General features: G+C 73.7%; 22 protein-coding genes and 1 riboswitch. Of the genes, 15 read left to right on the top strand and 7 right to left on the bottom strand.

Translation table 11 applies throughout. The annotated features are described in order from the left end of the window. Positions 1-388: 388 nt before the first annotated feature. The 5 genes from AC5RWQ_RS05900 (at position 389) to AC5RWQ_RS05880 (ending at position 4,760) form a co-directional block, all read left to right on the top strand. On the top strand, positions 389-1,474 hold the full coding sequence (locus AC5RWQ_RS05900) for a substrate-binding domain-containing protein (RefSeq protein WP_494281715.1): 1,086 nt from the start codon (positions 389-391) through the stop codon (positions 1,472-1,474). 98 nt (positions 1,475-1,572) lie between these two features. Next, positions 1,573-2,601: an ABC transporter permease gene (locus tag AC5RWQ_RS05895; protein WP_494281714.1), complete on the top strand. Its 1,029-nt coding sequence runs from the start codon at positions 1,573-1,575 to the stop codon at positions 2,599-2,601. Then, entirely contained in the window at positions 2,598-3,437 is an 840-nt protein-coding gene (locus tag AC5RWQ_RS05890; RefSeq protein ID WP_494281713.1) for an ATP-binding cassette domain-containing protein, read from the top strand. Before AC5RWQ_RS05895 ends, AC5RWQ_RS05890 begins: the two co-directional genes overlap by 4 nt. Before the next feature lie 30 nt (positions 3,438-3,467). Next, positions 3,468-4,448 carry a carbohydrate kinase family protein gene (locus AC5RWQ_RS05885; protein ID WP_494281712.1) on the top strand — a complete coding sequence of 327 codons (981 nt, stop codon included), beginning with the start codon at positions 3,468-3,470 and terminating at the stop codon, positions 4,446-4,448. Positions 4,449-4,508: 60 nt separating this feature from the next. Then, positions 4,509-4,760 (top strand): hypothetical protein, encoded by a 252-nt coding sequence (locus AC5RWQ_RS05880; RefSeq protein WP_334490284.1) that lies wholly within the window; start codon positions 4,509-4,511, stop codon positions 4,758-4,760. A gap of 62 nt (positions 4,761-4,822) precedes the next feature. Here AC5RWQ_RS05880 and AC5RWQ_RS05875 read toward each other — a convergent pair whose 3' ends face one another. Continuing rightward, complete coding sequence (locus AC5RWQ_RS05875) at positions 4,823-6,241, bottom strand: glycine hydroxymethyltransferase (RefSeq protein ID WP_494281711.1); 1,419 nt, start codon at positions 6,239-6,241, stop codon at positions 4,823-4,825. Between the two features lie 18 nt (positions 6,242-6,259). Beyond that, a riboswitch (ZMP/ZTP riboswitch) is annotated at positions 6,260-6,349 on the bottom strand. A 152-nt stretch (positions 6,350-6,501) separates the two neighbouring features. Here AC5RWQ_RS05875 and AC5RWQ_RS05870 point away from each other — a divergent pair. Then, positions 6,502-7,359 (top strand): metallophosphoesterase family protein, encoded by an 858-nt coding sequence (locus tag AC5RWQ_RS05870; protein WP_494281710.1) that lies wholly within the window; start codon positions 6,502-6,504, stop codon positions 7,357-7,359. Between the two features lie 48 nt (positions 7,360-7,407). Here the strand turns inward: AC5RWQ_RS05870 and AC5RWQ_RS05865 are convergent, their stop codons facing one another. From AC5RWQ_RS05865 to AC5RWQ_RS05850, 4 genes are all read right to left on the bottom strand, one after another. Beyond that, the gene (locus tag AC5RWQ_RS05865; protein WP_494281709.1) at positions 7,408-7,908 is read right to left on the bottom strand and encodes a hemerythrin domain-containing protein; all 501 of its coding nucleotides are present in this window, start codon (positions 7,906-7,908) and stop codon (positions 7,408-7,410) included. A 119-nt stretch (positions 7,909-8,027) separates the two neighbouring features. Next, complete coding sequence (locus tag AC5RWQ_RS05860; RefSeq protein WP_494281708.1) at positions 8,028-9,512, bottom strand: S8 family peptidase; 1,485 nt, start codon at positions 9,510-9,512, stop codon at positions 8,028-8,030. 147 nt (positions 9,513-9,659) lie between these two features. Beyond that, positions 9,660-10,529: an NAD(P)H-hydrate dehydratase gene (locus tag AC5RWQ_RS05855; protein ID WP_494281707.1), complete on the bottom strand. Its 870-nt coding sequence runs from the start codon at positions 10,527-10,529 to the stop codon at positions 9,660-9,662. Next, the gene (locus AC5RWQ_RS05850) at positions 10,513-11,244 is read right to left on the bottom strand and encodes a histidine phosphatase family protein (protein WP_494281706.1); all 732 of its coding nucleotides are present in this window, start codon (positions 11,242-11,244) and stop codon (positions 10,513-10,515) included. Before AC5RWQ_RS05850 ends, AC5RWQ_RS05855 begins: the two co-directional genes overlap by 17 nt. A gap of 142 nt (positions 11,245-11,386) precedes the next feature. On the opposite strand from AC5RWQ_RS05850, the gene AC5RWQ_RS05845 reads away from it, so the two are divergent. From AC5RWQ_RS05845 to AC5RWQ_RS05810, 8 genes are all read left to right on the top strand, one after another. Beyond that, the gene (locus AC5RWQ_RS05845; RefSeq protein ID WP_494281705.1) at positions 11,387-11,614 is read left to right on the top strand and encodes a hypothetical protein; all 228 of its coding nucleotides are present in this window, start codon (positions 11,387-11,389) and stop codon (positions 11,612-11,614) included. Between the two features lie 161 nt (positions 11,615-11,775). Further along, positions 11,776-12,102, top strand: coding sequence for a hypothetical protein (locus AC5RWQ_RS05840; RefSeq protein ID WP_494281704.1), 327 nt, complete (start codon positions 11,776-11,778; stop codon positions 12,100-12,102). A gap of 70 nt (positions 12,103-12,172) precedes the next feature. Continuing rightward, complete coding sequence (locus AC5RWQ_RS05835; RefSeq protein ID WP_494281703.1) at positions 12,173-15,859, top strand: DUF4132 domain-containing protein; 3,687 nt, start codon at positions 12,173-12,175, stop codon at positions 15,857-15,859. Then, positions 15,856-16,959: an ATP-binding protein gene (locus tag AC5RWQ_RS05830; RefSeq protein WP_494281702.1), complete on the top strand. Its 1,104-nt coding sequence runs from the start codon at positions 15,856-15,858 to the stop codon at positions 16,957-16,959. Before AC5RWQ_RS05835 ends, AC5RWQ_RS05830 begins: the two co-directional genes overlap by 4 nt. Next, positions 16,959-19,277, top strand: a complete 2,319-nt coding sequence (locus AC5RWQ_RS05825; RefSeq protein ID WP_494281701.1) for a DUF5682 family protein — start codon at positions 16,959-16,961, stop codon at positions 19,275-19,277. The genes AC5RWQ_RS05830 and AC5RWQ_RS05825 overlap by 1 nt, the downstream gene beginning before the upstream one ends. Continuing rightward, on the top strand, positions 19,274-20,386 hold the full coding sequence (locus tag AC5RWQ_RS05820; protein WP_494281700.1) for a VWA domain-containing protein: 1,113 nt from the start codon (positions 19,274-19,276) through the stop codon (positions 20,384-20,386). Before AC5RWQ_RS05825 ends, AC5RWQ_RS05820 begins: the two co-directional genes overlap by 4 nt. Further along, the gene (locus AC5RWQ_RS05815) at positions 20,383-22,515 is read left to right on the top strand and encodes a YehQ family protein (protein WP_494281699.1); all 2,133 of its coding nucleotides are present in this window, start codon (positions 20,383-20,385) and stop codon (positions 22,513-22,515) included. The genes AC5RWQ_RS05820 and AC5RWQ_RS05815 overlap by 4 nt, the downstream gene beginning before the upstream one ends. 37 nt (positions 22,516-22,552) lie before the next feature. Further along, entirely contained in the window at positions 22,553-23,098 is a 546-nt protein-coding gene (locus AC5RWQ_RS05810; RefSeq protein ID WP_494281698.1) for a hypothetical protein, read from the top strand. A gap of 28 nt (positions 23,099-23,126) precedes the next feature. On the opposite strand, the gene AC5RWQ_RS05805 is transcribed toward AC5RWQ_RS05810, so the two are convergent. Continuing rightward, entirely contained in the window at positions 23,127-23,747 is a 621-nt protein-coding gene (locus AC5RWQ_RS05805; protein ID WP_334494160.1) for an L-threonylcarbamoyladenylate synthase, read from the bottom strand. Between the two features lie 136 nt (positions 23,748-23,883). Further along, positions 23,884-24,114 (bottom strand): transposase, encoded by a 231-nt coding sequence (locus AC5RWQ_RS05800; RefSeq protein ID WP_494282021.1) that lies wholly within the window; start codon positions 24,112-24,114, stop codon positions 23,884-23,886. An 83-nt stretch (positions 24,115-24,197) separates the two neighbouring features. Between AC5RWQ_RS05800 and AC5RWQ_RS05795 the strand changes: the two genes are divergently transcribed. After that, complete coding sequence (locus AC5RWQ_RS05795; protein ID WP_494282020.1) at positions 24,198-25,457, top strand: RNA-guided endonuclease InsQ/TnpB family protein; 1,260 nt, start codon at positions 24,198-24,200, stop codon at positions 25,455-25,457.

Genomic DNA, 25,457 nt, shown 5'->3' with positions numbered 1-25,457 from the left:
TGGGGCGGCGGTCGGGGCGACGTGCGCCGCCCCCGACCGGCCGCCGATGATCGACGGCCAGGTTATCGCCAGACCGAGCGCAACGGCCGGACGGTGAGTGAACGCACCACCACGTCGCCACCCGCGCTGAAGAGGCGGGTCCGGGATCCTCATCGCATCCTCCGTGCATCGAGGACGTCCGCCGCCCGGTCCCGGGCCGGCGGCCGAACGTGGGCGAATTCTGGCGCTGCTCTGACATCGATGTCAAGGGCTACCTACGAGTTGCATCCCGGTTATGGAAAACCACGCACCAATCCATTGACATCCGTCCGACACTGCCCCGAAACTGCGCTGACATCGTTGTCGGAACCCCCACGGCCCGGCCGTGTCGTCCTTGAGGGAGAAACACATGATCCAGCGCATGGCCCGCCGCCGCGTGGCCCTGCTGGTCGCCGCCGCAGCGGCAACCGGCATGGTCGTCAGCGGGTGCGGCGACAGCTCCGGCGGCGGCTCGGGAGACGGCGGCAAGAGCGTCGCCGTTTCACTGATCACCAAGAACTCCACCAACCCGTTCTTCGTGACCATGCAGCAGGGCGCGAAGAAGGCCGCCGACGCGGAGGGCGTGAAGCTGACCCTGGCCGCCGGCAAGGAGGACGGCGACGAGGCCGGGCAGGTGCAGGCTATTGAGAACGCCATCGCCCGCGGTGACCAGGGCATTTTGATCACCCCGAACGGCCCCGGCGTGAACCCGGCCATCAAGAAGGCCCGAGACGCCGGGCTCTACGTCATCGCGCTGGACACCCCGCCCGACCCGGCGAACACCGTGGACATCACCTTTGCCACCGACAACTTCAAGGCCGGCGAGCTGATCGGCAAGTGGACCGCGACCCAGCTCGCCGGCAAGCCGGCGACCGTCGCCCTGCTGGACCTCTTCAACGACAAGGTCGTCTCCGTCGACTACGACCGGGACCAGGGCTTCCTGACCGGGATGGGCATCGACACCGCCGACAAGAAAAAGAACGGCGACGAGGCGAAGACGGGCAGTTACTCAGGCGGCACCTACACGATCGCCTGTAACGAGCCGACCAACGGCGCCGAGGACGGCGGTCGCACGGCGATGGAGAACTGCCTGACCAAGAACCCGGGCATCAACGTGGTCTACACGATCAACGAGCCGGCCGCCGTCGGTGCGCACAAGGCCCTCCAGGCGGCCGGCATGACGCAGGGCGTCCTGGTGGTCTCCGTCGACGGTGGCTGCGACGGCGTTCGGCAGGTCAAGGACGGCGTCATCGGCGCCACCTCCCAGCAGTACCCGCTCAAGATGGCCGAGTTGGGTGTAAAGGCGATCAAGAAGATTGCGAACGACGGGGAGAAGCCGAAGGCCTCCGACGGCCTCGACTTCTTCGACACCGGCGTCACCCTGGTCACCGACAAGGCGGCCACCGGGGTCGAGAGCATCACCAGCACCGACGGCGCCCAGCGCTGCTGGGGCTGAGCCACCGCCGACGCGGTCGAGGGGCCCGGGGAACCTCCGCCCCGGGGCCTCGACCGCACGGTTCGTCCGCCACCGCCGACAACGGCAGGGAGCCCGCCGTGACCACCACGACACCACCCACCACCGCCGCGCAGCAGTTCGCCCAGCGCCGGCACTCGCCGCTGCAGCGCGTTCAGCACCTGCTGCACGCGCACCCCGCGATCAGCCCGTTTCTCGTGCTGGTCGGATCGTTCGTCGTCTTCTCCATGCTCAACCCGCGTTTCGCCGCGCCCAACTCACTTTCGCTCGTGCTGCAGCAGGTGGCCGTCATCGGGGCGCTCGCCGTCGGGCAGACCCTGATCATCCTGACCGCGGGCATCGACCTCTCCGTCGGCGCCATCGCCATCCTCGCCATGATGCTCTCGGCCAAGCTGGCCCAGGAGCAGGGGCTGCCGGGGATCCTCGCCATCGGTCTCGCCATCGTGGTCGGTGCGGCCGCGGGGGCACTCAACGGAGCGCTGGTGACCCGGCTGAAGCTGCCGCCGTTCATCGTCACGCTCGGCACGCTCAGCGTCTTCACCGCCATCGGGCTGCTCTACTCGGGCGGCCAGAGCGTGCAGGCCACCGACCTCCCGGCGGTGCTCAGCTGGACCGGCGAGTCCTTCCCGCTGGGCCGGTTCCGGATCACCTTCGGCGTCGTCGCGGTCGTCCTCCTCTACCTCGCTATCGGCTTCGCCCTGGCCAAGACGGCCTGGGGCCGGCACGTCTACGCCGTGGGCGACGACAAGGAGGCCGCCCGGCTCGCCGGCATCCGCGTCGACCGGGTCCTGCTGAGCGTGTACGTCGTCGCTGGTGCCATCTACGGCATCACGGCCTGGATCCTGATCGGACGTGCCGGCGCGGCGAGCCCGAACGCCATCACCGACGCCAACCTGGAGAGCATCACGGCCGTGGTCATCGGCGGCACCAGTCTCTTCGGCGGCCGGGGCGCGGTGCTCGGCACCCTGCTCGGCGCGCTGATCGTCGGTTTCTTCCGCAGCGGCCTCTCCCTCGCCGGGGTGGACGACCAGTACCGGGTACTCGCCGTCGGCCTGCTGGTGATCCTCGCCGTGGCCGTGGACCAGTGGATCAGGAAGGTGAGGTCATGACCGCCACCACGCACGTCCCCGCCAGTCGGTCGGGTGCCGCCGACAGCGAGCAGCGATCTCCGGTGCTCTCGGCCCGGGGCCTGGTCAAGACGTTCGGCAAGGTCGTCGGGCTCGACGGGGTGGACCTCGACCTGTACCCGGGTGAGGTGCTCGCCGTCATCGGGGACAACGGCGCGGGCAAGTCCACGCTGATCAAGTGCCTGACCGGGGCGCTGAGCGCCGATGCCGGACGACTCTTCCTCGAGGGGAAGCCGGCGCAGTTCAAGCGGCCGCAGGACGCTCGCGAGGCCGGTATCGAGACCGTCTACCAGACGCTGGCCGTGGCGCCGGCGCTGGACATCGCGAGCAACCTCTTCCTGGGCCGGGAGAAGCGCCGGAGCGGTGTGCTGGGCTCGGTGCTCCGGATGCTCGACCAGAAGGGCATGCGGCGGGACGCCACCCAGGCCCTCGCCGACCTCGGGATCGGCACGCTGCAGAACGTCGCGCAGGCCGTGGAGACCCTCTCCGGGGGCCAACGGCAGGCGGTTGCGGTGGCGCGGGCCGCGGCCTTCGGCAGCAAGGTGATCGTGCTCGACGAGCCGACGGCCGCGCTCGGCGTCAAGGAGTCCAACCAGGTCCTGCGGATGATTGAGGAGGTCCGCGCGAAGGGGCTGCCGGTGATCCTCATCAGCCACAACATGCCGCACGTCTTCGAGGTCGCCGACCGCATCCACATCCAGCGGCTGGGCCGCTGCGCCGGAGTGGTGACCCCGAGGTCGCACACGATGCCAGAGGCGGTGGCGATCATGACCGGTGCGACCACCCTCGAGGAGACCCCGGGGCGGACGGCGGATTGAGTCCGTGACAGATCTGAACGGAACTCGACCGTGACCCGGGAGGAGAGGAACAACGTGATCACCGTCGTCGGTGAGGCGCTGGTGGACCTGATCGAGCACGGGCCGGGGGAGGTGGTGGCTCGCGCCGGGGGCAGTCCGGCGAACGTCGCCGTCGCGCTCGCCCGGCTGGGTCAGCCCACCACCCTGCTGACCCAGCTCGGTGACGACGCACACGGGCGGAGGCTGCGCGACCACCTGAGCGGCAGCGGCGTACGGCTGGATCCCGCGTCGGTGTCCGACCTGCCGGGCACCAGCGTGGCCTGGACGCGGGTCGGCGCGGACGGGCAGGCCCGCTACGAGTTCGACATCGCGTGGCGGTCCTTCCCCGACGGAGCGTTCACGGAACCGGGTGTTCCCGCCGCCTGCCTGCACACCGGCTCCCTCGCCGCCGTGCTGCAACCGGGCGCCGACGACGTGCTGGCGCTGGTACGCGACCGGCGGGCCACCACGATGATCAGCTACGACCCGAACTGCCGGCCGTCGCTGATGGGTGACCGGGCGGCGGCGCGGCGCCGGGTGGAGGAGCTGGTGGCGGTGAGCGACATCGTCAAGGTGAGCGGGGAGGATCTGGCCTGGCTCTATCCAGGTCGCCGGCACGAGCAGGCGGCAGCTGACTGGCTGGAGCGGGCTGCGTCCCTCGTGGTCGTCACCCAGGGCGACGGTGGAGCGTGGGCGGCCACCCGCCAGTGTGCCGTGCGGGTGGACGCGCTGCCGGTGGTCGTGGTGGACACCGTCGGGGCGGGGGACGCGTTCACGGCGGGGTTGCTGGCGGCGCTCAGTGAACGGGATCTGCTCGGTGCGGCGCGGCGGAACGCCCTGCGCGCCGCCCACCCCGACGTCGTCGCCGCGGTGCTCGGGGAGGCGGCTCGCGTCGCCGCGTGGACCTGCGGCCGCCGGGGCGCCGACCCGCCCACCCGCGCCGACCTGGCGGCCGGGTCAGCCGCCGTGGCCGGAACCCCGGCCGGTGGCTGACCTTCCGGAGGAATGCAGCCGCGGTTTCGATGACCGGCGCCGGCCCACCATAATGGAGCGATGGTCGCTTGGGAGTACGCCCTGCTGGTCCGCCGCTACCAGGGACAGGGACGCAATTTCCACGTCTCGTTCGTCTGGTACGCCCCGGACGGATCGCGGACCGACATCACCGCGTACGGCGACACCGCGATCGCCCACCTCAACCGCGCCGGCCGGGAGGGCTGGGAGCTGGTCTCCGCCGCCGAGGACGTCAACAACGTCCAGGGCAGCACCGAGGTCCACCGCTACCACCTCAAGCGCCCCCTGCCCTGACCCCCCGGACCCCCGGCGCCACCCGATGAGGGGCGGCGGCGGGGGTGCGGCGGGAGCGGGTGTCAGCCGAGGTCGACGGCGGGGTAGAGCGGGAAGCCGGCCAGCAGCTCGGTGGCCTGGTGGCTGACCTTGTCGGCCAACGCGGGGTCGAGGACGTACTTGGCCTTGGACTCGCCCGGGGTGGTCTGGCTGAGCACGGTGTGGATCAACTCGGCGGTCTGGTCCATCTCCGCCGTGCCGAGGCCGCGGGTGGTCAGCGCCGGCGTGCCGATCCGGATGCCCGAGGTGTACCAGGCGCCGTTCGGGTCCTGCGGGACCGCGTTGCGGTTGGTGACGATGCCCGAGTCCAGCAGCGCCTGCTCGGCCTGCCGGCCGGTGAGGCCGTAGCCGGAGACGTCCAGCAGCACCAGGTGGTTCTCGGTGCCGCCGGTGACCAGCTTCGTCCCCCGGCTCAGCAGGCCCTCGGCGAGCGCCTGGGCGTTGTCGACGATCCGCTGGGCGTAGTCGGCGAAGTCCGGGCGGCGGGCCTCGGCCAGGGCGACGGCCTTGGCGGCCATCACGTGCGGCAGCGGGCCGCCGAGCACCATCGGGCAGCCCCGGTCGACCTGGTCGGCCAGCTCCGAACCGCAGAGCACCATCCCGCCGCGCGGGCCGCGCAGCGACTTGTGGGTGGTGGTGGTGACGATGTGCGCGTGCGGCACCGGGTCGAAGTCGCCGGTGAAGACCTTGCCGGCGACCAGGCCCGCGAAGTGCGCCATGTCGACCATGAAGGTCGCGCCGACCGAGTCGGCGATCTCCCGCATGATCCGGAAGTTGACCTTCCGCGGGTACGCGGAGTAGCCGGCGACCAGGATCAGCGGCTTGAACTCGCGGGCCGCCTCGGCCACCCGGTCGTAGTCGATCAGCCCGGTGACCGGGTCGGTGCCGTAGCTGCGCTGGTCGAACATCTTGCCGGAGATGTTCGGCCGGAAGCCGTGGGTGAGGTGGCCGCCGGCGTCCAGCGACATGCCCAGCATCCGCTGGTTGCCCAGCTCCCGGCGCAGCGCGAACCAGTCGGCCTCGGTCAGGTCGTTGACCTGGCGGACCTGCGCCTTCTTCAGCGCGGGGGACTCCACCCGGTCGGCCAGGATCGCCCAGAAGGCGACCAGGTTGGCGTCGATGCCCGAGTGCGGCTGCACGTACGCGTGCGCGGCGCCGAACAGCTCCTTGGCGTGCTCGGCGGCGAGCGCCTCGACGGTGTCGACGTTCTGGCAGCCGGCGTAGAAGCGGCGGCCGACCGTGCCCTCGGCGTACTTGTCGCTGAACCAGTTGCCCATCGTCAGCAGCGTGGCCGGGGAGGCGTAGTTCTCACTGGCGATGAGCTTGAGCGACTCGCGCTGGTCGGCCAGCTCGGCGCCGATGGCGTCGGCCACCCGGGGCTCGACGGCGCGGATCACCTCGAGCGCGCTGCGGAAGGCGGTGGATTCGGCGTTCAGCGACATGTGACCTCCTACTGACGTGTGGAAGGCCCAGGCGCTCGGCGTGCGTCCTCATGACGGGGCCGCTTCCCGATGGTGCTCCATCCCCACGCGCCAGTCACGGCCCACCGGTGATCCTAGCGGGTCGCCCCCGGACGGTCCCGGTCCACCTCCGGAGAACCCGCGTGGTTCGGTGGCCGAGCCCGGCTCGGCCGACTGACCCGTACCCGCCCCGCCGCCACCGCGTACCCCCGGCGCGGGGGCGGCGTGCGTACGATCGGCGGATGCGCGGACAGGACGGCAACCTGGTCGCCATCAGCGACCTGCACGTCGGGTACCCGCAGAACCGGGCGCTGGTCGAGGCGCTGCGACCGGAGTCGCCGCGGGACTGGCTGCTGGTCGCCGGCGACGTGGCGGACACCGTCGCCGACATCGAATGGGCCCTCGGCCTGCTCGCGCGGCACTGGCACACGGTGGTCTGGGCGCCCGGCAACCACGAGCTCTGGACCCCACCCACCGACCCGGTCACCCTGCGCGGGGTGGCCCGCTACCAGCACCTCGTCGAATTGTGCCGGCGACTGGGGGTCCTCACCCCGGAGGACGAGTACCGGGTGTGGCGGGGGCCCGGCGGACCGGCACTGGTCGCGCCGCTGTTCCTGCTCTACGACCACAGCTGGCGCCCTGACGGGTTCGACACCCGCGAGGCGGCGCTCGCCGAGGCGTACCGGACCGGGATCGTCTGCACCGACGAGTTCCTGCTGCACAACGATCCGTACCCGAGCCGCCCGGACTGGTGCGTGGCCCGGCTGGGCGAGACCGCCCGGCGGCTGGACGCCCGTGACCCGGCGCTGCCGACGGTGCTGGTCAACCACTGGCCGCTGGTCCGGGAACCGACCCGGGTGCTGCGGTACCCGATCTTCGCCCAGTGGTGCGGCACCGAGGCCACCGCCGACTGGCACCGCCGGTACGACGCCGCGGCGGTGGTCTACGGGCACCTGCACATCCCGCGCACCACCTGGTACGACGGGGTGCGCTTCGAGGAGGTCTCGGTGGGCTACCCCCGGGAGTGGCAGCCGCGGGGCGTACCCGGGCTGCGGCGGATCCTGCCCGCGCCCGACGGGGTGCCGCCGACCGCCTGGTGACACGGCACGGGGCCCGACCGCGCGGCCGGGCCCCGGGTGCTTCGCGGGTCAGGCGGTCGCGGCGTCGCGCGCGCTCTTGAGCGCCTTCGGGTCGTCGGGGCGGCGCGGCGCGTCCGCGCGCATCGCGATCATCCGCTCGCCGATCTCCTGGAGCTGGTTGCGGCCGAGCGCCTCCCGGACCTTCGGGAACCACTCCTGCTCCTCCTCCTCGACGTGGTGCTCGACGTTCTCGATCAGCACTGTGGTCTTGGCGACGAGGCGCTCGTCGGAGGCGTTCATGGCCGCCAGCTCAGCGCAGAGCAGATCGGCGACGTGGTGCTCCTCGTAGGACTCGAGAATGTCGTCCTCGAGGTCGGGCAGGAGCTTGCGGACCTCGGGGTACATCACCTCGTTCTCCAGGTACGTGTGCACCGTCAGGGCCTCCAGGATCTGCGTCACCAGCTGCTGGCGCTTCTCCGCCGGCCCGTCCTCGGCCTTCTGGAACTCCTTGAAGAGACGACGCATCTCCTTGTGGTCCTCTTTGAGCAGGACGATGGCATCGGTGGACACCGGCAGACCTCCTTGGTTCGGCTGACCGTGTTCCGGTACCCCGGGCCTGAACTGCGAAAACGGGTGGGGCCCGGCGGAATTCCGCCGGGCCCCACCACGGGTCGTGCCGTGCTGTGCTGCTACTTCACCACGTTGTACGCGTCGACCATGCCGGCCCCGTAGAACGCGTTACGCTCGCCGCCGGAGCAGGTCGCGTCGTAGGCGTGCGGGCCGGCCGCGATCAGCGGCACCGGGTTGTAGACGCCGTCCGGGCAGGACTGCGCCACCGAGGTGCCCTCCAGGAACGCCGCCAGCTCACCCGGCGACATGCCCGGGTGCGCCGACAGCGCCAGGGCGGCGACACCGGTCGCGTGCGGACCGGACATCGAGGTGCCCTGCTTGTAACCCCAGCCGTTGGTCTTCGTCGCCGTGTTGAACGTGGTCGACAGGATCCCGTCGGTGAGGGTGGAGCGGACGCCCTGGGTACGGAACCGGGTGTCGCCACCCGGCGCAGTGACGTCGATGACGCCCTGGCCGTACGAGGAGTAGTAGCTCTTCGCCCCGGTCGGGCCGACCGCCGAGACGGTCACCACGCCCGGCGCCTCGGCCGGCAGGTCGAGGCAGGCGTTGGTGAGGTTCTCGCGCTCCTCCGGAGTCCCGTCGTCCGGGCTGCCGAAGTCGGAAAGCTTGTGCGCGAGGTCGTAGTTCGAGTTACCCGCGGACGCCACGTTGAGCACGCCCTTGCTGTTCGAGTAACGGATGGCCCGCTGCACGGCCTGCCACACCGGACGCTGGCGCGCGTCGTTGCGGCAGTTGAGCTCCCACGGGTCGATGTAGTAGCTGTTGTTCGTGACCTGCATGCCGTGCGTGGCGGCCCACATGAACCCGCAGACCGCGGCCTCCGGGTAGATGTAGCCGCCGTCATTGACCACCTTCACCGCGGCGACCTTGACGCCCGGCGCGATGCCCGTCACGCCGACGCCGTTGATGGCGGCGGCGATGGTGCCGGCCACGTGCGTGCCGTGGTCGGAGGTGGTCGGGTTCCAGGCCGCCTCGGTGGTGTCGGTGACACCGCCGATGCAGGACGTGCTCTTGTCCTTGGCGATCTGGGTGGCCAGGTCGGGGTGGCTGCTGGAGATGCCGCTGTCCAGCACGCCCACCACCACGTTGGAGCTACCGGTGGTGACCGCGTGGGCCTGCGGGACGTGGATCATCGGCATGTCCCACTGCTGACCGAACAGGGGCTCCTTGGTCGGGTCGGCGGTGGCGTTCGCAGCCTCGGCCGCGGAGACCTCCAGGGTCTCGCCCTCCTCGAGGGCGGTGCCCAGGCCGGTGGTGGCGGCGACCGACTCCACGCCCACGCCCTTCACCTGGGTGGCGAAGTCGGGGTTGGTGGAGCGGACGACGAGCACACCGATCTGGTCGTACGTGGCCACCACGGTGCCGGCGGCCGCGGCCACGCGGGCCGCTGCCGGGCCGGTCGCGGCGCCCTGCGGTGCCAGGACCAGGAACGTGGTGTCCGGTCCGACGGCCGCCGCGGGCGCCAACCCACCGGTCAGGGCGAGGCCGACGCCGAGCGTCACGGCGGACGCGGCGGCCAGTGTCTTGCGACGGAGGTTCTTCACACAGACTCCCAGGGGGCCGTCCCCCGCCGGGCGGTGCCCCGCGATGAGGGAGCGGCCCGGCGGAAGCGGGCGGATGCCCGCTTTCGAAGCAACAGCGTAGGTAGTCGGTGTGGCGTTACACACATCCGTTCGGTCAGACAAGAAGTGTCAGACGGTGGCGAGGGTGTGCGGGATCTCGTCGAGCAGCTCCCGGGCGAGGAAACCGATCCTGCCGAACTGCGGGACCAGCCGTTGGCCGCTGACCGCGTGCGCCCACGCCGCCCAGCAGGCCGCCTGCGCCGGTTCCGCGCCCCGGGACAGCAGCCCGGCCAGCAGCCCCGACCGGACGTCCCCGCTGCCCGAGGTGCCCAGCCCGGCGTCGCCGCTCTCCTCCCGCCAGCCCGAACCGTCCGGGGTGGCGATGTGGCCGTAGAGCGACACCACGGCCTCGTACCGGCGGGCCAGCTCGCGGGCCTCGGCGTCCAGGTCGTCACCGGGTTCGCGGCCCAGCAGGTGCCCGGCCTCGGTCAGGTTCGGGGTGAGCACCACCTTCCGCCCCGAGCCCACCAGCAGGTCCGGCTCGTGACTGAGCGCCCCGAGCGCGTAGGCGTCCAGCACCAGCGCGGTCTCCGGTCGGGCCGAGTCCAGCACCAGGTGCAGCAGCGCGCGGGTCTGGTCGATGTCGTTGAGGCCCGGGCCGACCGCCACCACGTCGGCCCGGGACACCAGGTCGCCGAGCCGGTCGCCGGGATCACCGGCGACCGCCCCGTCGGAGGTCTCCGGCAGCCCGACGACCAGGGCCTCCGGCACCTGGATGCTCAGCGCCGCGGCGGTGGACTCGGCGGCGGCCAGTTGCAGCACGCCGGCGCCGGCCCGCAGCGCGGCCACCCCGGCCAGCAGCACCGCGCCCGGGGTGAAGCGGGAACCGCCCACCACCAGGACCGTGCCCCGGTGCTCCTTGCCGCCGGTCGGCACGGGCAGCGCCCAGTCGCGCAGCAGGGCCGGCGTGATGACGCGGGTGTCAGACCGGTTCGGCATGGACCTCGTCCTCCCTGGTCGGTCGGGCGCCCTGCTGGTGCAGGTGGCGTACGTCGTTGAAGGTGTCCGGGGTGAGCCGGCCGTCGGCATCCGCGGACCAGCCGGTCACCGAGCAGTTGGCGATCACGTGCTCCCGGGTCAGCGCCATCAGGTCCGCCTCGGTCAGCCCCTCGACCAGGTAGCGGAGCAGGAACACCAGGGCGTCGTGGCCGAAGAGCAGCACCCGCCGGCCCTCGTGGTCGCGGCGCAGGTCGCCCAGGAGGGTACGCAGCCGCAGCGCGACGTCCGTCCAGGATTCGCCGCCCGGCGGCCGGTAGTAGAACTTGCCGAGCCGGCGGCGCCGGTCGGCCTCCTCCGGGAAGCGCTGCTGGACGCCGAGGCCGGTGTAGCCGTCGAGGATGCCCAGCTCCCGGTCCCGCAGCCGCTCGTCCCGGGTGGCCGGGATCCCGGTGCCGGCCAGCGCCAGCTCCGCGGTCCGCACCGCGCGCAGGTACGGCGAGACCACCGCCACGTCCGGCCGGCGCTCGGCCGGCAGCCCGGCCAGCCAGCGCGCGGTGGCCCGGGCCTGCTCCTCCCCGGTGGTCGACAGCGGTACGTCGGCGTCGCGGTGGGTCAGGTCGATCAGCGCGGCGCCGGACGCCTCGGCCGCCGAGGCGGCCACGTTCGCCGTGCTCTCGCCGTGCCGCACGATCCAGAGGGCTGCCAGTTCGGACATGGCCCCATGCCTACCCGGGGGCCGGACCGGGTAACCGTGCCGGCTCGGCGGGACGCGGTCGGGGCCGGGCGCATGGAGCCGGTGAGGACGGGTAACCGCCGACGTCCACGACAGTGACCAGGGGAGGTACACCGTGGCGACCATGGTGAACGAACAGATCAGTCCGGTGAAGGACAAGAACTACGACCTGATCCATGCGGTGCAGATGTCGCTGAAGCACGTGTGGCAGCTCGGGATCTACATCGCCGACGCGGAGGCCCGGGGCGACACGGAGCTGGCCACCTGGTTCCGCAAGATGCAGGAGAACAACCGCAAGGCCGGCGAGCAGGGCAAGCAGATGCTGATGACGCGGCTGCGCGAGGACATCTGACCCAGGGTTGGAGCGGCCGGGTGGACCGTGCGGTCCGCCCGGCCTCCGTCGCGTACCCGACCACCGCCGGACCCGGAACGGGACTGCGCCGCACGCATCGACCCGGAAGAATGACGCCTCCGATCCCGCGCCGGGCGGGATCCGACGGGAGGCGGAGCCGGATGACCGTGGTCAAGGGGCTGCGTGAGGCGCTGGTGCTGTTCGTCGTCGCGGGGCTGGTGGCGGTGTTCGGCGCCGTGGTCTGGCACTACGCCCGGGGTGGCGACCTGGTCCAACGCCTGGGTTTCACCCTGATGATCGTCGGCGGGCTGCTGGGGATGACCAGCGACCTGACCCTCAGCCGGCTCGGCACCATGGAGTCGCGGACGATATTCGGTCGGCCCCCGGAGAAGGAGGGTGCCGGGGACGGGCGGGTGCTGACCGGGTTCGGCATCTTTCTGTTCGTCTCCGTGCCGCTGATCGCGTTGGGTCTGCTGCTGGCCTCCTGACCGCCCTCGGCGCGCTGTCGGTGGCTGCCGTTATGGTCCCCGCACATCGCGGGTGATCAAGGAGACGGGCGTGCGCAGATTCGACTGTGTCAGCGGCAGCGCGGCGAAGTTCTGGGAGGTGGAATCCGCCGAGCTGACGGTCACCGTCCGATATGGACGAATTGGCTCGGCGGGGCGGATCCAGGTGAAGGAGTTCGGCTCCGCCACCGATGCCGGCGCGCACGCCGACCGGCTGATCGCGGAGAAGCTGCGCAAGGGGTACGTCGAGGTACCCGCCGCCGGGACACCCGCCGCCCCCATGTCGAGGGCCGTGACCGCTGAACCGGCGACGTCGGCTGTGGCGGGGGAGCCGGGGACGACCGGTCCGATGTCGGCCGCCGACGGCCCGACGGCGCCGGCGACCCCGGCCGGACCGCAGGCTGAGGCGCTTCCCGACGAGGAGACCTTCGTGGTGCCGGCCGGCTGGCGGCGGCACCTCCTGCCGCGCCGCGACGGCCTGCCCGGTGCTGTCCTTCCGCGCGGAGCCAAGGCGCGCAAGGCCGGCGAGGAGTTGCTGGCGTCCCTGGCCGCCGGCGTCGAACGGCTGCTGGACAACAGTGACGACGCCGAGCTGGTCGGCGCGGTCCGCGCCCACCTGGCCGGCGAGCGCACACCGCTCGGCGCGGCCGGGCTGGTGGTGGCCGTCGGGCACGAGATCGCCTGGCGGGACACGGACCGGGGTCGCGACCTGGCCGACCTGCTGGTCGCCGACGACGGCGTGGTGGCCGCCGCCCGTGCCGTCATCGAGTCGATCGGGATCAGGACGGAGGGGCACCGGGACCACCACCGGTGCGTCCTCGCCCGGGCGGGCGGCGGGGCGGCCGACTGGGGCTACCGGGGAACCCGGCTGGCCGTCCTGGGCCGGGTCCGCGCGTACCTCGCGGTGGCCACCGACGACGAGTACGCCGCCGCCCGTGCCGCGCTCGTCCCCTACCGGCAGGTCGACCTGGCCAACCGGGTGGTCACCTCCTTCCTGCTGCCCACCGAGGCGGACTGGGTGGCCGAGGATGTGCCCGCCGTGGACGCCACCGGGGACCGGTTCCTCGCGGAGCTGATGATGTACGCGGCGCCCACCGCCGAGGACTTCGCCCGGATGGCCGACCGTCTCGGCGTCCACTCCGCCGTGTACGACCCGGCCGCGGTGGTCACCGCCGCCGCGGCCGTAGGCCCGTCGATGGCCCCGCTGCTGGGCGACTGGTTCGACCACGAGTACGTCGACGCGGCCGGCCGGCAGCGGCTGGTCTCGCTGCTGGCCGCCTTCCCCACCGACGAGGCGATGCGGCTGCTGCTGGACCGGCTCGACCAGAAGTACGTCCAGGCCGGCGTGCTGGAGATGCTCCGGCGCTTTCCGGTGCGCGGGGTCCGCCTGCTGGCCCGGGCGGCCGGGGGACGCACCGCCGCCGCCCGGGACGCCGCCACGCTGCTGCGCGGCCACGTGCTGACCAACCCGGCCGCCGTCGCCGCGGCGCTGCCGCTGCTCGACTCCGACGACCGGCAGCGGGTCACGCAGATCCACGCCGACCAGGGGTCGCTCACCCCGGCCACCCCCGACCGGCTGCCACCGGTGCTGGTCAGCCCGCCGTGGCTGGCCAGGCGGCAACGGACCGCACCGCCGGTGGTGGCCGGACTCGTCCGGCCCGACGAGGCCGCGATCGCCTGGCTGCCCGGCGAGCGGGAGCGCTGGGCGGCCACCCAGGTGTACTACATGTCGTGGTGGCGACAGGGCGAGGACCTCAGCGACCTGGCGCCGACGATCGCCTCCGGGCGGTACCCCGACAACGAAGGGATCGCCTTCTTCACCCGGGCGCCCCAGGCGGTGGCCCGTCCGCTGGTCCGGTCGTGGCGCCCGCGCGACACCTGGGACACCGGCTCGTGGCTGCCGCGGGTGGTGGGACGGCTGGAGCTGGACGCCCTCCCCGCCGCGCTGCACGTTTCCCGGAGCAGCCCGCAGGTCGCCGCCGGGGTGCTGCTGCCGTACACCGGTGGTGAGGTCGCCGACCTGATGGCCGACTGGCTCGACCGGCTCAAGTCGGCGCGCCCGGCCGCCCTGGCCTGGTTCCACCGGCACCCGGCCGCCGCCGCGCGGGCGCTGCTGCCGACGGCGTTGGGCCCGGCCGGCCCGCGCCGGCGGGCGGCCGAGCGGGCGCTGCGGACGGCGGCCGGGGCCGACCGGGACGCGGTGCTCGACGCCGCCCGGGGGTACGGCGAGGACGCCGTGCGGGGCACCCTGGCGCTGCTCGACGCGGACCCGCTGGAGCAGCTGCCGGCCCGGATCCCGGCCCTGCCCCAGTGGCTCGACCCGGTGGTGCTGCCGCCGGTGCTGCTGCGGGACCGGTCCGCCGCGCTGCCCGCCGAGGCGCTGCGGCACCTCTGCACCATGCTGGCCATCTCCAAGGCCGGCGACGTCTACCCCGGCGTGGCGCTGGTCCGCGAGGCCTGCGACCCGGCGTCGCTGGCCGAGTTCGGCTGGGCGCTCTTCGAACGCTGGCAGTCCGCCGGCGCGCCGGCGAAGGAGAGCTGGGTGCTCGCCGCGCTGGGCTGGATCGGCGACGACGACACCGCCCGCCGGCTCGCCCCGGTGATCCGGGCCTGGCCCGGCGACGGCGGGCACGCCCGGGCGGTCACCGGGCTGGACGTGCTCGCCGCCATCGGCACCGACGTGGCGCTGATGCACCTCTGGGGCATCTCCCAGAAGGTGAAGTTCCGTGGGCTGCGCGAGCGGGCCGCGCAGAAGGTCGCCGAGGTCGCCGCCGACCTGGGCCTCACCGCCGAGCAGCTCGGCGACCGCCTCGTTGCCGACCTCGGGCTCGACGCCGACGGCAGCCTGGTCCTCGACTACGGCCCGCGCCGGTTCACCGTCGGCTTCGACGAGCAGCTCAAGCCGTACGTGGTGGACGGGGCGGGGGCCCGGCGCAAGGAGCTGCCGAAGCCGGGTGCCCGGGACGACCAGGCGCTCGCGCCGGAGGCGTACCAGCGCTTCACCGGGTTGAAGAAGGACGTCCGGACCCTCGCCGCCGACCAGATCCGCCGGTTCGAGGCCGCGATGGTGGCCCAGCGCCGCTGGTCCGCCGCCGACTTCCGCCGGTACCTCCTGGCGCACCCGCTGCTCTGGCACATCGTCCGGCGGCTGGTCTGGGTCACCGTCGACGAGGCCGGGGCGGTCGGCACCGCGTTCCGGGTGGCCGAGGACCGCAGCCTGGCCGACGTCGAGGACGAGGCGTACGCCCTGCCGGACGACGCCACCGTCGGCATCGCGCACCCGCTGCACCTCGGCGACGCGCTGCCCAGCTGGGCGGAGCTCTTCGCCGACTACGAGATCCTCCAGCCCTTCGCCCAGCTCGGCCGCGAGATGCACCGGCTCGCCGACGCGGAACGCGACGAGCGGCTGCTCAGCCGGTACGCCGGCGTCGAGGTGCCGACGGGCCGGCTGCTCGGACTGGAACGCCGTGGTTGGCGCCGCGCCGACGCCCAGGACAACGGCACCCAGCCGTGGTTGGAGCGCAAGCTGCCCGGCGACCGGGCGATCGTGATCAACATCAATCCGGGCATCACCGTCGGCGTGGTCGACATGTTCCCGGAGCAGAAGATCGAGGAGATCTGGGTGAACGACCGTCCTGAGGGGCAGTGGCACGCGCGCGGCGGCCGGGTGCGCTTCGGCGAACTCGATGAGGTCACCGCGTCCGAGGTGCTGCGCGACCTCGCGGAGGTGACCCGGTGACCGCCGTCGACCCGACCGCCGAGCGGGCGCAGCGCCCCCCGGCCGAGGTCCGCTACGCCGACGAGCTGGCCAAGCTGGCCGCCGATGACGGCGACCCGCGCCCGCCGGGCTGGGCGCTGAGCCTGCGCGCCGCCCGCCGGTTCATTCTCGGCGACCCGGCCGCCGGCATCGTCCGGAAGTTCGTCGGTGACCCGTCGCTGATCGACCGGGCGCTGGTGGCGCTGGCCACCAGCCGGGGACTGATGCTGGTCGGCGAGCCCGGCACCGCCAAGTCCCTGCTGTCCGAGCTGCTCGCCGCCGCGGTCAGCGGCGACTCGACGCTGACCATCCAGGGCGGCGCGGCCACCACCGAGGACCAGATCCGCTACTCGTGGAACTACGCCCTGCTGGTGGCGGACGGCCCGTCGCCCCGGGCGCTGGTGCCGGCGCCGCTGCTGCGCGGCATGGCCCAGGGGAAAGTGGTCCGCTTCGAGGAGATCACCCGCTGCCCGCTGGAGGTGCAGGACTGCCTGCTATCCCCGCTCTCGGACCGGGTTCTCGCGGTGCCGGAGCTGCCCGGCGCCGACGCGATGGTCTTCGCCCGGGAGGGGTTCAACGTGATCGCCACCGCGAACACCCGGGACCGGGGCGTCAACGAGATGAGCGCCGCGCTGAAGCGTCGGTTCAACTTCGAGACGGTCTTCCCGATCCCGGACCTCGCCACCGAGCTGGGCCTGGTCGAGGCGGAGGCCGGCGCGCTGCTGCGGCGCTCCGGGGTGACCGTGCCGCCCCGGCGGGACGTACTGGAGGTGCTGGTCACCACGTTCCGGGAGCTGCGTACCGGATTGACCGAGCGGGGCGACGCGATGGAGCGGCTGTCGGCGGTGATGAGCACCGCCGAGGCCGTCTCCGTCGCGCACGCGGTCGGGTTGCGCGGCTGGTTCCTGCGCGGTGAGGCCGGCGACGCCGCCGACCTGGTCGCCTGCCTGGCCGGAACGGCCGCCAAGGACGACCCGGAGGACCTCGCCCGGCTGCGCCGCTACCTGGAACAGCAGGTGCCCCGCCGCCCGGGCGGCCAGTGGCAGGCGTTGCACGACGCCCGGCACCTGCTGCCCGGCTGATGGCCACCACCGACCCGGCCGGCGTCACGCTCCTCGGGGTCCGCCACCACAGCCCGGCCTGCGCCCGGCTGGTGGCGGCCACCATCGCGGCGCTGCGCCCGGCGTACGTCCTGGTGGAGGGGCCGGTCGACCTGAACGACCGACTGGACGAGCTGCTGCTCGGACACGAGCTGCCGATCGCGGTGTTCACCGCGTACCGGGACGCCGGGCGGCGGCACGCCTCGTGGAGCCCGTTCTGCGGGTACTCCCCGGAGTGGGTGGCGCTGACCGAAGGGCGGGCCGCCGGGGCGGAGGTCCGCTTCATCGACCTGCCCGCCTGGCATCCGGCGTTCGCCCGGCGCAGCAACCGGTACGCCGACGCCGACCAGCGCTACGCCGAGGCGGTGACCCGGCTCTGCGCCACCCTGTCCGTGGACAACGTGGACGCCCTCTGGGACCACCTGTTCGAGATCGGGCCGGACGACGGGCTGGCCGAGCGGCTGGCGGCCTACTTCGACCTGCTGCGCGGGGAGTCCGAGGCCGGGGAGGACGACACGGCGCGGGAGGCGTACATGGCCGGCTGGGTGCGGGCCGCCCGCGCCCGGGCCGGGGGCCGTCCGGTGCTGGTGGTCACCGGGGGCTTCCACCGGCCCGCGCTGGTCCGACTGCTCGACGCCCACCCCGTCGACGCCCCCCGGGGCTGGCCCGAGGTGCCGGCACCGGAGGGGGACGCGGTGGCCGGCAGCTACCTGGTGCCGTACTCGTTCAAGCGGCTGGACGCCTTCGACGGCTACCAGTCCGGGATGCCCTCGCCCGGCTACTATCAGCGGCTCTGGGAGGGCGGCCCGGAGCGTGCCGCGGACGGCCTGCTGGAGACCGTGACCACCCGGCTGCGCGCCCGCCGGCAGCAGGTCTCCACCGCCGACCTGATCGCGGCGCGCACCATGGCCGGCGGCCTGGCCCGGCTTCGCGGGCACGCCCATCCGGCCCGGGTGGACGTCCTCGACGGCCTGGTCTCCGCCCTGGTCACCGACGCACTCGACCAGCCCTTGCCGTGGACGGCCCGGGGCCGGCTCGCCGTCGGCACCCACCCGGCGGTGGTGGAGATGGTGGTCGCGCTGAGCGGGGAGCGGACCGGCCGGCTGCACCCGGACACCCCGCTGCCGCCGCTCGTGGGCGACGTCGAGGCGGAGCTGCGCCGGCACGGCGTCGACCCGGCGGCCGACCTGGACCTCGACCTCACCGACCCGGCGGACCTGGAGCGCAGTCGGCTGCTGCACCGGCTCCGGTTGCTCGGTGTGCCCGGTCACGTGCGCGAGCGCGGCCCGCGGGTGGGTGCCGACGCGGTGCTCGCCGAGCGCTGGGTCGCCCGACCCACACCGGACCGGCTGGCCGAGATCATCGAGGCCGGCGGGTACGGCCCGACGGTCCTCGACGCCGTCACCGCCTTGGTCGAGGAGCGGATCATCCGGATCGGTGGGGACGTCGACGGCCTCGCCACCCTGCTCTTCGACACCGCGCTCTGCGGGCTGCGCGGGCACTCCGCGCGGGCGCTCGCCGCCCTCGCCGGGGCGGTCGGCGCGGTCACCGCGCTGCCCGCGCTGGGCCGGGCGCTGGCCGTGGCGCTCGGCCTCTGGCGGCACGACCGGCTGCTCGGCAGCGCCGGGGCGGCGCCGCTCGGGGCGGTCATCACCGCCGCCGTCGACCGCGCGCTCTGGCTGGCCGAGGGCGTGCACGCCGCCACCGCCCCCGCCGACCCGGGCCGGCTGGCGGCGCTGGTCGCGGTCCGCGACGCGCTCCGGTACGCCGGCCCGGCGCTCGGTCTCGACCCCGCGCCGGCGTTGGCCGTGACCGGCCGGATCGCGGCGGACCCGGCCGCCCCGCCCGACCTGCGCGGTGCCGCGTTGGGGCTGCGCTGGTCGCTGGGGGCCGGCGGTGACCCGGCCACGGCGGTCCGGGCGGTCGCCGCCCCGACCGTGCTCGGCGACTGGCTGGCCGGCCTCTTCGCGCTGGCCCGGGAGGAGGTCGTCGACGGCGACCGGGCGCTGTTGGCGGTGCTCGACGGCCTGCTCGGGGCCATGTCGCCGCACGACTTCCTGGTGGCGCTGCCCGCGCTGCGGCAGGCGTTCGGCTGGTTCCCGCCCCGGGAGCGGGAGACGGTCGCCCGGCACGTGCTGGACCTGCGGGGCGACGCCGCACCGGCCCGCGCACTGCTCCGCCTCGACGCCGACCCGCTCGTGGTCGCCCGCGCCCGGGCGCTGGACGCCCGCGTCGACGCCCTGCTCGCCCGGGAGGGGCTGCTCCCCGACCGGCCCGACCCGCAAGGAGTTCCGCGATGACCGACCCCGTGGTGGAACGCTGGCGGCTGGTGCTCGGCGAGCCCGCCCAGTCGAGCCTCGGTTCCCTCGGCGCCGACGCCGCCGGCCGGGACGCCGCGCTGGACTGGCTCTACGGCCGGGACGAGGAGCTGGACCGGCGGGACGTCCGCCGGGCCGGCAGTGGCCCGTCCCTGCTGACCACGGTGGACTGGCTCGACGAGATTACCCGGCTCTTTCCCCGGGAGACCGTGGAGCGGCTGGAACGCGACGCCGTCGAGCGGTACGGCATCCACGACGTGGTCACCGATCCGCAGGTGCTGGCCCGGGTCGAGCCCAGCCCCACCCTGCTGCGCGCGGTGCTGCGGACCAAGCACCTGATGAACCCGGAGGTGCTGCGGCTCGCCCGGCGGATCGTGGAGGCCGTGGTCCGGCAGCTCGTGGAACGGATGGCCACCGAGGTGCGGCAGTCCTTCTCGGGGGCCCGGGCCCGTCGGCCCAGCCGGTTCCGGCAGGCGCGGAACTTCGACGTGCGGCGCACCATCCGGGCGAACCTGGCGCACTGGCGGCCGGACGAGCGGCGGCTGCACGTGCGTACCCCGCACTTCTTCTCCCGTACCCGCCGGCACGTGGACCGGTGGCAGGTGATCCTGCTGGTGGACCAGTCCGGGTCGATGACCGGGTCGGTGATCCACGCCGCGGTCACCGCCGCCTGCCTGTGGGGGCTGCCCGGGGTCCGCACCCACCTGGTCGCCTTCGACACCGCGGTGGTCGACCTCACCGCCGACGTGGACGATCCGGTGGAGCTGCTGATGAAGGTGCAGCTCGGCGGCGGCACGGACATCGCCCGCGCGGTCACGTACGGCGCGCAGCTGATCGAGAACCCGCGGCGGGCCATCGTCGCGCTGATCACCGACTTCTACGAGGGCGGCAGCGAGGCGCAGCTGGTCCGGGCGGTCCGGCAGCTGGTCGAGCAGGGCACCCACGTGCTGGGCCTGGCCGCGCTGGACGAGGAGGCCAATCCGGCGTACGACCGGGGCATGGCCCAGCGGCTCGCGGACGTCGGGGCTAGCGTCGGCGCGATGACGCCGGGCGAGCTGGCGGCCTTCGTCGCCGAGCGGGTGGGCCGGTGAGCGCCCGGGCCGACCTGTTGGCGCTCACCCCGGAGGTGCTCGCCACCCTCAGCAACCGGGGGCTGGTGAAACGGGCCGTGAAGGCGGTGGACGCGGGGGAGCTGCCGCAGCTGCGGACCGACGGCGACGGAACGGTGCACGCCGTCCATCCCGACGGAGTGGGCAGCAGCCTGCCCACCGCGGGTGGTCTGGGCGCGGGCAGCTGCTCGTGCGGGGCGGCGGGGATCTGCCGGCACCTGCTGGTCCTCGTCCTCGCCTACCAGCGGCAGGCTGCCGTCGGAGCGTCGGCACCGGACGGGTCGGACGCCGGCGCCGCAACCGCCGGGCCGCAACCGGCCGTCACCTCGGACGCCGGCGCCGCAACCGTCGGTCCGGACCCGGCCGTCGCGATCGCCGCGCCGCGGCGGCCCGCCGCGACCGTCGGGACGGACCCGGGCGGCGTTGTCGTGGCCGACGGGGCACCGACCCCGGCCGCGTCGTGGTCGCCGGGCGAGGTGACCGACGAGGCGCTGACCGAGGTGGTCGGCGCCGCCGCGCTGGCCGCCGCCCGCCGCCGGCACCGGCGGGGATACGTCGCCCTGGTCCGCCGGCCCACCGTCGAGGATCCGGTGCCGCAGGTGGAGCTGCCCACCGGCACGGTCCGCTTCCTCGTCCCGCACCAGGTCGCATTCGCCCACGCCGACGCGGCCGACGGCAGCGCAGAGGCCGTCGCACTCGCGGTCTGGGCGTACCGGGTGGCCGACCGGGAGCGCCCCGGGCTGCGCGAGGCGCAGGTCCGGGTCGGTGGCGGCGGGCCGGAGGTGGATCTCGCCGCGCTGGACCGGGCGGTGGGGGTGGCCGGTGAGGTGCTGCTGGCCGGGGCGGTGCACACCGGCGCCGGCGCGGCGGCCCCGCTCGCCGCGGCCCGCCGCGACCTGGACGCAGCCGGCCTGCGCTGGCCGTTGCTTGCCCTCGACGAGCTGGCCGCCCAGCTCGACGCGTACGCCGCGCGCGGTGCCCGCTACCGTCCCGCCGACCTGGCGGAGGTGCTGGCCGAGCTGCCCGCCCGCAGTCGGGCGGTGGCGAACCGGGGCGCCAGCCCGGCCGAGCGGGTGCTCGGCACCGACGAGCCGGCCGAGACGCCGCTACGCCGGCTGCGGCTGACCGGGATCGGCGCCCGGGTCCGCGAGTCGGCCGACGAGCTGAGCGTCGAGGTCTTCCTCGCCCAGCCGTCCGGGGCCGGCGTGCTGGTGCTGCGCCGGGACTGGCCGCGCGCCGACCAGGAGCGGGTCACCGGGCACGACCTCGCGCACCGGCGCGTCGCCGGTGCCACCGTCGGCGGCCTGGCCGGCGGCAACGTCGTCACCGAGTCGGCGGTGCGCAGCGCGTCCCGGCGGATCCGCTTCGCGGCCGGGCGGATCGCCCGCACCACCGTCTCACCGGGTGCCGGCTCCTGGGGCGAGCTGCCCCCGGGCCTGCTGGTCCGGGACCTCTCCGCACTGGACACCGCCCTCGCGGAGCTGCCGCCCCGGCTGCTGCGCCCGCGGGTCGCCGCCGAGTCGGTGCGGGTGGTGGAGATCGCCGAGGTACGGGCCGTCGGCTACGCCGCGGGCGAGCAGCGCCTCGACGCGGTGGTCGCCGACCCCTCCGGCGCCACCGCGACCGTGTCGGCGGTGCACCGGTCGATCTGCCCGGGCGCGCTGGACCGCCTCGCCGCCGCCCTGACCGGCGCGTACGGCACCCCGCGATACGTCAGCGGGGCGGTCCGGCGGGGCGCCGGCGGCCTGGTGGTCGAGCCGTTCGCGGTGGTGGCGGGCCAGACGGTGGTCGTACCCGATCTCGCGGACGGCACCGGCGACGGCCCGTTGGCCAGCGCGGAGGGCGCGGCGTTGGACGCGGTGGACGCCGCCCTGCGCGAGGGGTTGGGGCTGCTTGCCCGGGCCGCGCACGCGGGGCTGCGGCACCTGCCGGCCGGCTTCCCCGACCGGCTGCGCGCGGCGGGCGCGGCGCTGGCCGCGGCCGGGCTGGAGCGGTGCGGGGCGGCGTTGCGCGACCTCGCCGGGGCGCTCGGCCCGGCGCCGGGCGACGCGGCGGTCCGGGCGTGGGTCGACGCGCAGCTCCGGCTCCTGGTGACCGCCGAGGCCCGGTGAGCCGCGGGCCCGGATGGTGAGCGGCTACCCTGCCCCCGTGGACGGCACGGCGGACGGCGAGCGGCTGGCGGAGTCGCTCGGGCGCGCTCTGGCCCGGCTGAGCTTCGTCGACCTGCCCGCCGACGCGGTGACCGCCCGGGTCATCGAATCCGTGGCCGGCTGGGCCGGCGAGCAGGGCTGGCGGGTCTACCGTCGCGCCCCGAGCGTGCTGCCGTTGCCGCCGCCGCTGTCCGATCGGCAGTCGGTGCTGGACGTGGCGTGCGCCCGACCCGACGGGCCGCCCGTCGTCGTCGAGGTCGACCACACCGACCGGCGGCGTACCTGGGAGAAGCTGGCGGCGGAGGCCGCGGCCGGCCGGGTCGCGCTCTGGGTGCGCTGGGGGCCGGGGCGGTTCGTCGCGCCGCCGCCGCCGATCCACCTGGTGACCTGCGAGGTGGCCCGCCGCAACGGACCGGCGGGGGTGGGCCGGCTGCACAGCCGGACCCCGGATGCCCACCGGCCGCCGCCCGAGCACTCGGCCCGCGGAGCCGGCGGCACGGTCGCGGAGCCGCTGCCGTTGCCGCCGGAGGACGGGACGCCCTGAGTCACCCGGCGCGCCCGTGCCGGCGGCCTTACTCGAACCGGGACGGGTCCCCGGCGCCGCGCCGGACGATCTCCGGCTCGTCGGAGGAGAAGTCGACCACGGTGGTGGGCACGGTGCCGCACTCCCCGGAGTCGATCACCGCGTCGAGCTGGTGGTCCAGCCGCTCCTTGATCTCCCAGCCCTGCGTCATGGGTTCCTCCTCGCCGGGCAGCAGCAGGGTGCTCGACACCAGCGGCTCGCCCAGCTCCGCCAACAGGGCCTGGGCCACCGCATGGTCGGGGATCCGGACCCCGACGGTCTTCTTCTTCGGGTGCAGCAGCCGGCGTGGCACCTCCTTCGTGGCGGGCAGGATGAACGTGTAGCTGCCGGGAGTCGCCGCCTTGATCGACCGGAACAGCGCGTTGTTGATCTGGACCAACTGGCCGAGCTGCGCGAAGTCCCGGCACACCAGGGTGAAGTGGTGCCGGCTGTCCAGGTGCCGGATCTCCCTGATCCGGTCGAGGCCGTCCCGGTTGCCCATCCGGCAGCCGAGCGCGAAGCACGAGTCGGTCGGGTAGGCGATCAGCCCGTCGGAGCGCAGCAGGTCGACCACCCGGCTGATCGTCCGTGGTTGCGGGTTCTCCGGGTGCACGTCCAGGTACGTCGCCATGGCCGCAGCTTAGAAGGGTAGGTAGCGGCTCGTCGCGTCGGAGTCCCGGGGATCGGCCGCTGCCGCTGCCGAGCTGCGGACCGTGGCTTCGCCCTCGAAAACCTGCCCGGGAGGGTTGTCTAGGCTTGGGCATGTTCTAACCCCGTTGGTTCTGCTGCTCGATGTACTGATGCAGGACGGTCAGCGGGGTGCGCCGGGTAGCCGGCGGCGGGAAGTTGACCGGCAGGTGGGCGTGGTTGTTCTCGCCGTTGAACTCGATCAGCTCGGTCTGGAAGTCGGCGCACACCCCCCCCCCGCATGATCTCTTCCATGGGGTCAGGTGCCGGTCGGCGAACACGCGGTATCGGAGCCTTGTCACGAAGACCAGGTGAGCGTGAGGGGCGAAAGCCTAGCGCCCTTCTGGCCGTACGCTCGCAGATTCGGTCATAGACCGATGCTAGTTTGTCCGATGTGCAGCTTCGGTACAACTACCGCGTCTACCCGACGCCCGCCCAGGAGGAGGCGCTGGCGAGGGCGTTCGGATGCGCGCGGGTAGTGTTCAACGACGGGCTGCGCGCACGGCAAGAGGCCAGGGAGCAGGGCCTGCCGTACATCTCCGACGGGGAACTGTCGAAGCGGGTCCTCACCCAGGCCAAGGGCACCTGCGAGCGGGCGTGGCTCGGCGAGGTGTCCGCCGTGGTGCTCCAGCAGTCCCTCGCGGACCTGAACAAGGCGTACCGCAACTTCTTCGCCTCGATCAGTGGCAGGCGCAAGGGCCGCAAGGTGGCCGCGCCGAGGTTCCGCTCCCGCAAGGACAACCGGCAGGCCATCCGGTTCACGGCGAACGCCCGGTTCAAGGTGCTCGGCAACGGCCGACTTCGGCTGCCAAAGATCGGAAACGTGCGGGTGCGCTGGTCCCGGCGACTGCCGGCTGCGCCGAGTTCGGTTACGGTCGTCCGGGACGCGGCGGGGCGGTACTTCGCCTCGTTCGTCGTGGCCGCCAACGATGAACCGCTGCCGCCGGTCGACTCCGCGGTGGGCATCGACCTCGGTCTGACTCACTTCGCGGTCCTGTCGGACGGCACGAAGGTGGCCGCGCCGAGGTTCCTGCGCCGCGCGGCTCGCAAGCTGCGCCGGTTGCAGCAGGACCTGTCTCGCAAGCAGCGGGGAAGCAGCAATCGCAAGAAGGCCGTCGTGAAGGTCGCCAAGGCGCACGCCCGGGTGGCCGACACTCGACGGGACTGGCAGCACAAGGTCTCGACCCGGATCATCCGCGACAACCAAGCGGTGTACGTCGAGGACCTGTGCGTGGTCGGTCTCGCCCGCACGCGACTGGCAAAGTCCGTGCACGACGCCGGCTGGGCGTCGTTCACGGGCATGTTGGAGTACAAGGCCGCCCGGTACGGGCGGACCTTCGCCCGCATCGACCGGTTCGCGCCCACGTCGCAGACATGCTCGGCCTGCGGCCGGACCGACGGACCCAAGCCGTTGGACGTCCGGTCGTGGGCCTGCCTGTGCGGGGCGGTTCACGACCGGGACGTCAATGCGGCGATCAACGTGTTGGCCCAGGGACGCTGGGACAAGTCAAACGCCTGTGGAGCGCAGGTAAGACCGGCACCCGTGCCGGCATCGCGCCGGGAAGCAGGAATCCGCTCGGGCGTTGTGCGCTGTTCCGCGTGCAGCGCGGAGGGAATCCCCGCCTTTTTGGGCGGGGAGAATGTCAAGGTGTGA

This window comes from Micromonospora sp. BS32 (assembly GCF_059089345.1).
This window is presented reverse-complemented; position numbering and strand designations above follow the sequence as displayed.

Excerpts from the sequence above, each read along its gene's own strand:
- AC5RWQ_RS05900 (WP_494281715.1), top strand. The coding sequence starts at position 389 with ATGATCCAGCGCATGGCCCGCCGCCGCGTGGCCCTGCTGGTCGCCGCC.
- AC5RWQ_RS05890 (WP_494281713.1), top strand. The coding sequence starts at position 2,598 with ATGACCGCCACCACGCACGTCCCCGCCAGTCGGTCGGGTGCCGCCGAC.
- AC5RWQ_RS05880 (WP_334490284.1), top strand. The coding sequence starts at position 4,509 with ATGGTCGCTTGGGAGTACGCCCTGCTGGTCCGCCGCTACCAGGGACAG.
- AC5RWQ_RS05875 (WP_494281711.1), bottom strand. The coding sequence starts at position 6,241 with ATGTCGCTGAACGCCGAATCCACCGCCTTCCGCAGCGCGCTCGAGGTG.
- AC5RWQ_RS05870 (WP_494281710.1), top strand. The coding sequence starts at position 6,502 with ATGCGCGGACAGGACGGCAACCTGGTCGCCATCAGCGACCTGCACGTC.
- AC5RWQ_RS05855 (WP_494281707.1), bottom strand. The coding sequence starts at position 10,529 with ATGCCGAACCGGTCTGACACCCGCGTCATCACGCCGGCCCTGCTGCGC.
- AC5RWQ_RS05850 (WP_494281706.1), bottom strand. The coding sequence starts at position 11,244 with ATGTCCGAACTGGCAGCCCTCTGGATCGTGCGGCACGGCGAGAGCACG.
- AC5RWQ_RS05845 (WP_494281705.1), top strand. The coding sequence starts at position 11,387 with ATGGTGAACGAACAGATCAGTCCGGTGAAGGACAAGAACTACGACCTG.
- AC5RWQ_RS05840 (WP_494281704.1), top strand. The coding sequence starts at position 11,776 with ATGACCGTGGTCAAGGGGCTGCGTGAGGCGCTGGTGCTGTTCGTCGTC.
- AC5RWQ_RS05825 (WP_494281701.1), top strand. The coding sequence starts at position 16,959 with ATGGCCACCACCGACCCGGCCGGCGTCACGCTCCTCGGGGTCCGCCAC.
- AC5RWQ_RS05820 (WP_494281700.1), top strand. The coding sequence starts at position 19,274 with ATGACCGACCCCGTGGTGGAACGCTGGCGGCTGGTGCTCGGCGAGCCC.
- AC5RWQ_RS05805 (WP_334494160.1), bottom strand. The coding sequence starts at position 23,747 with ATGGCGACGTACCTGGACGTGCACCCGGAGAACCCGCAACCACGGACG.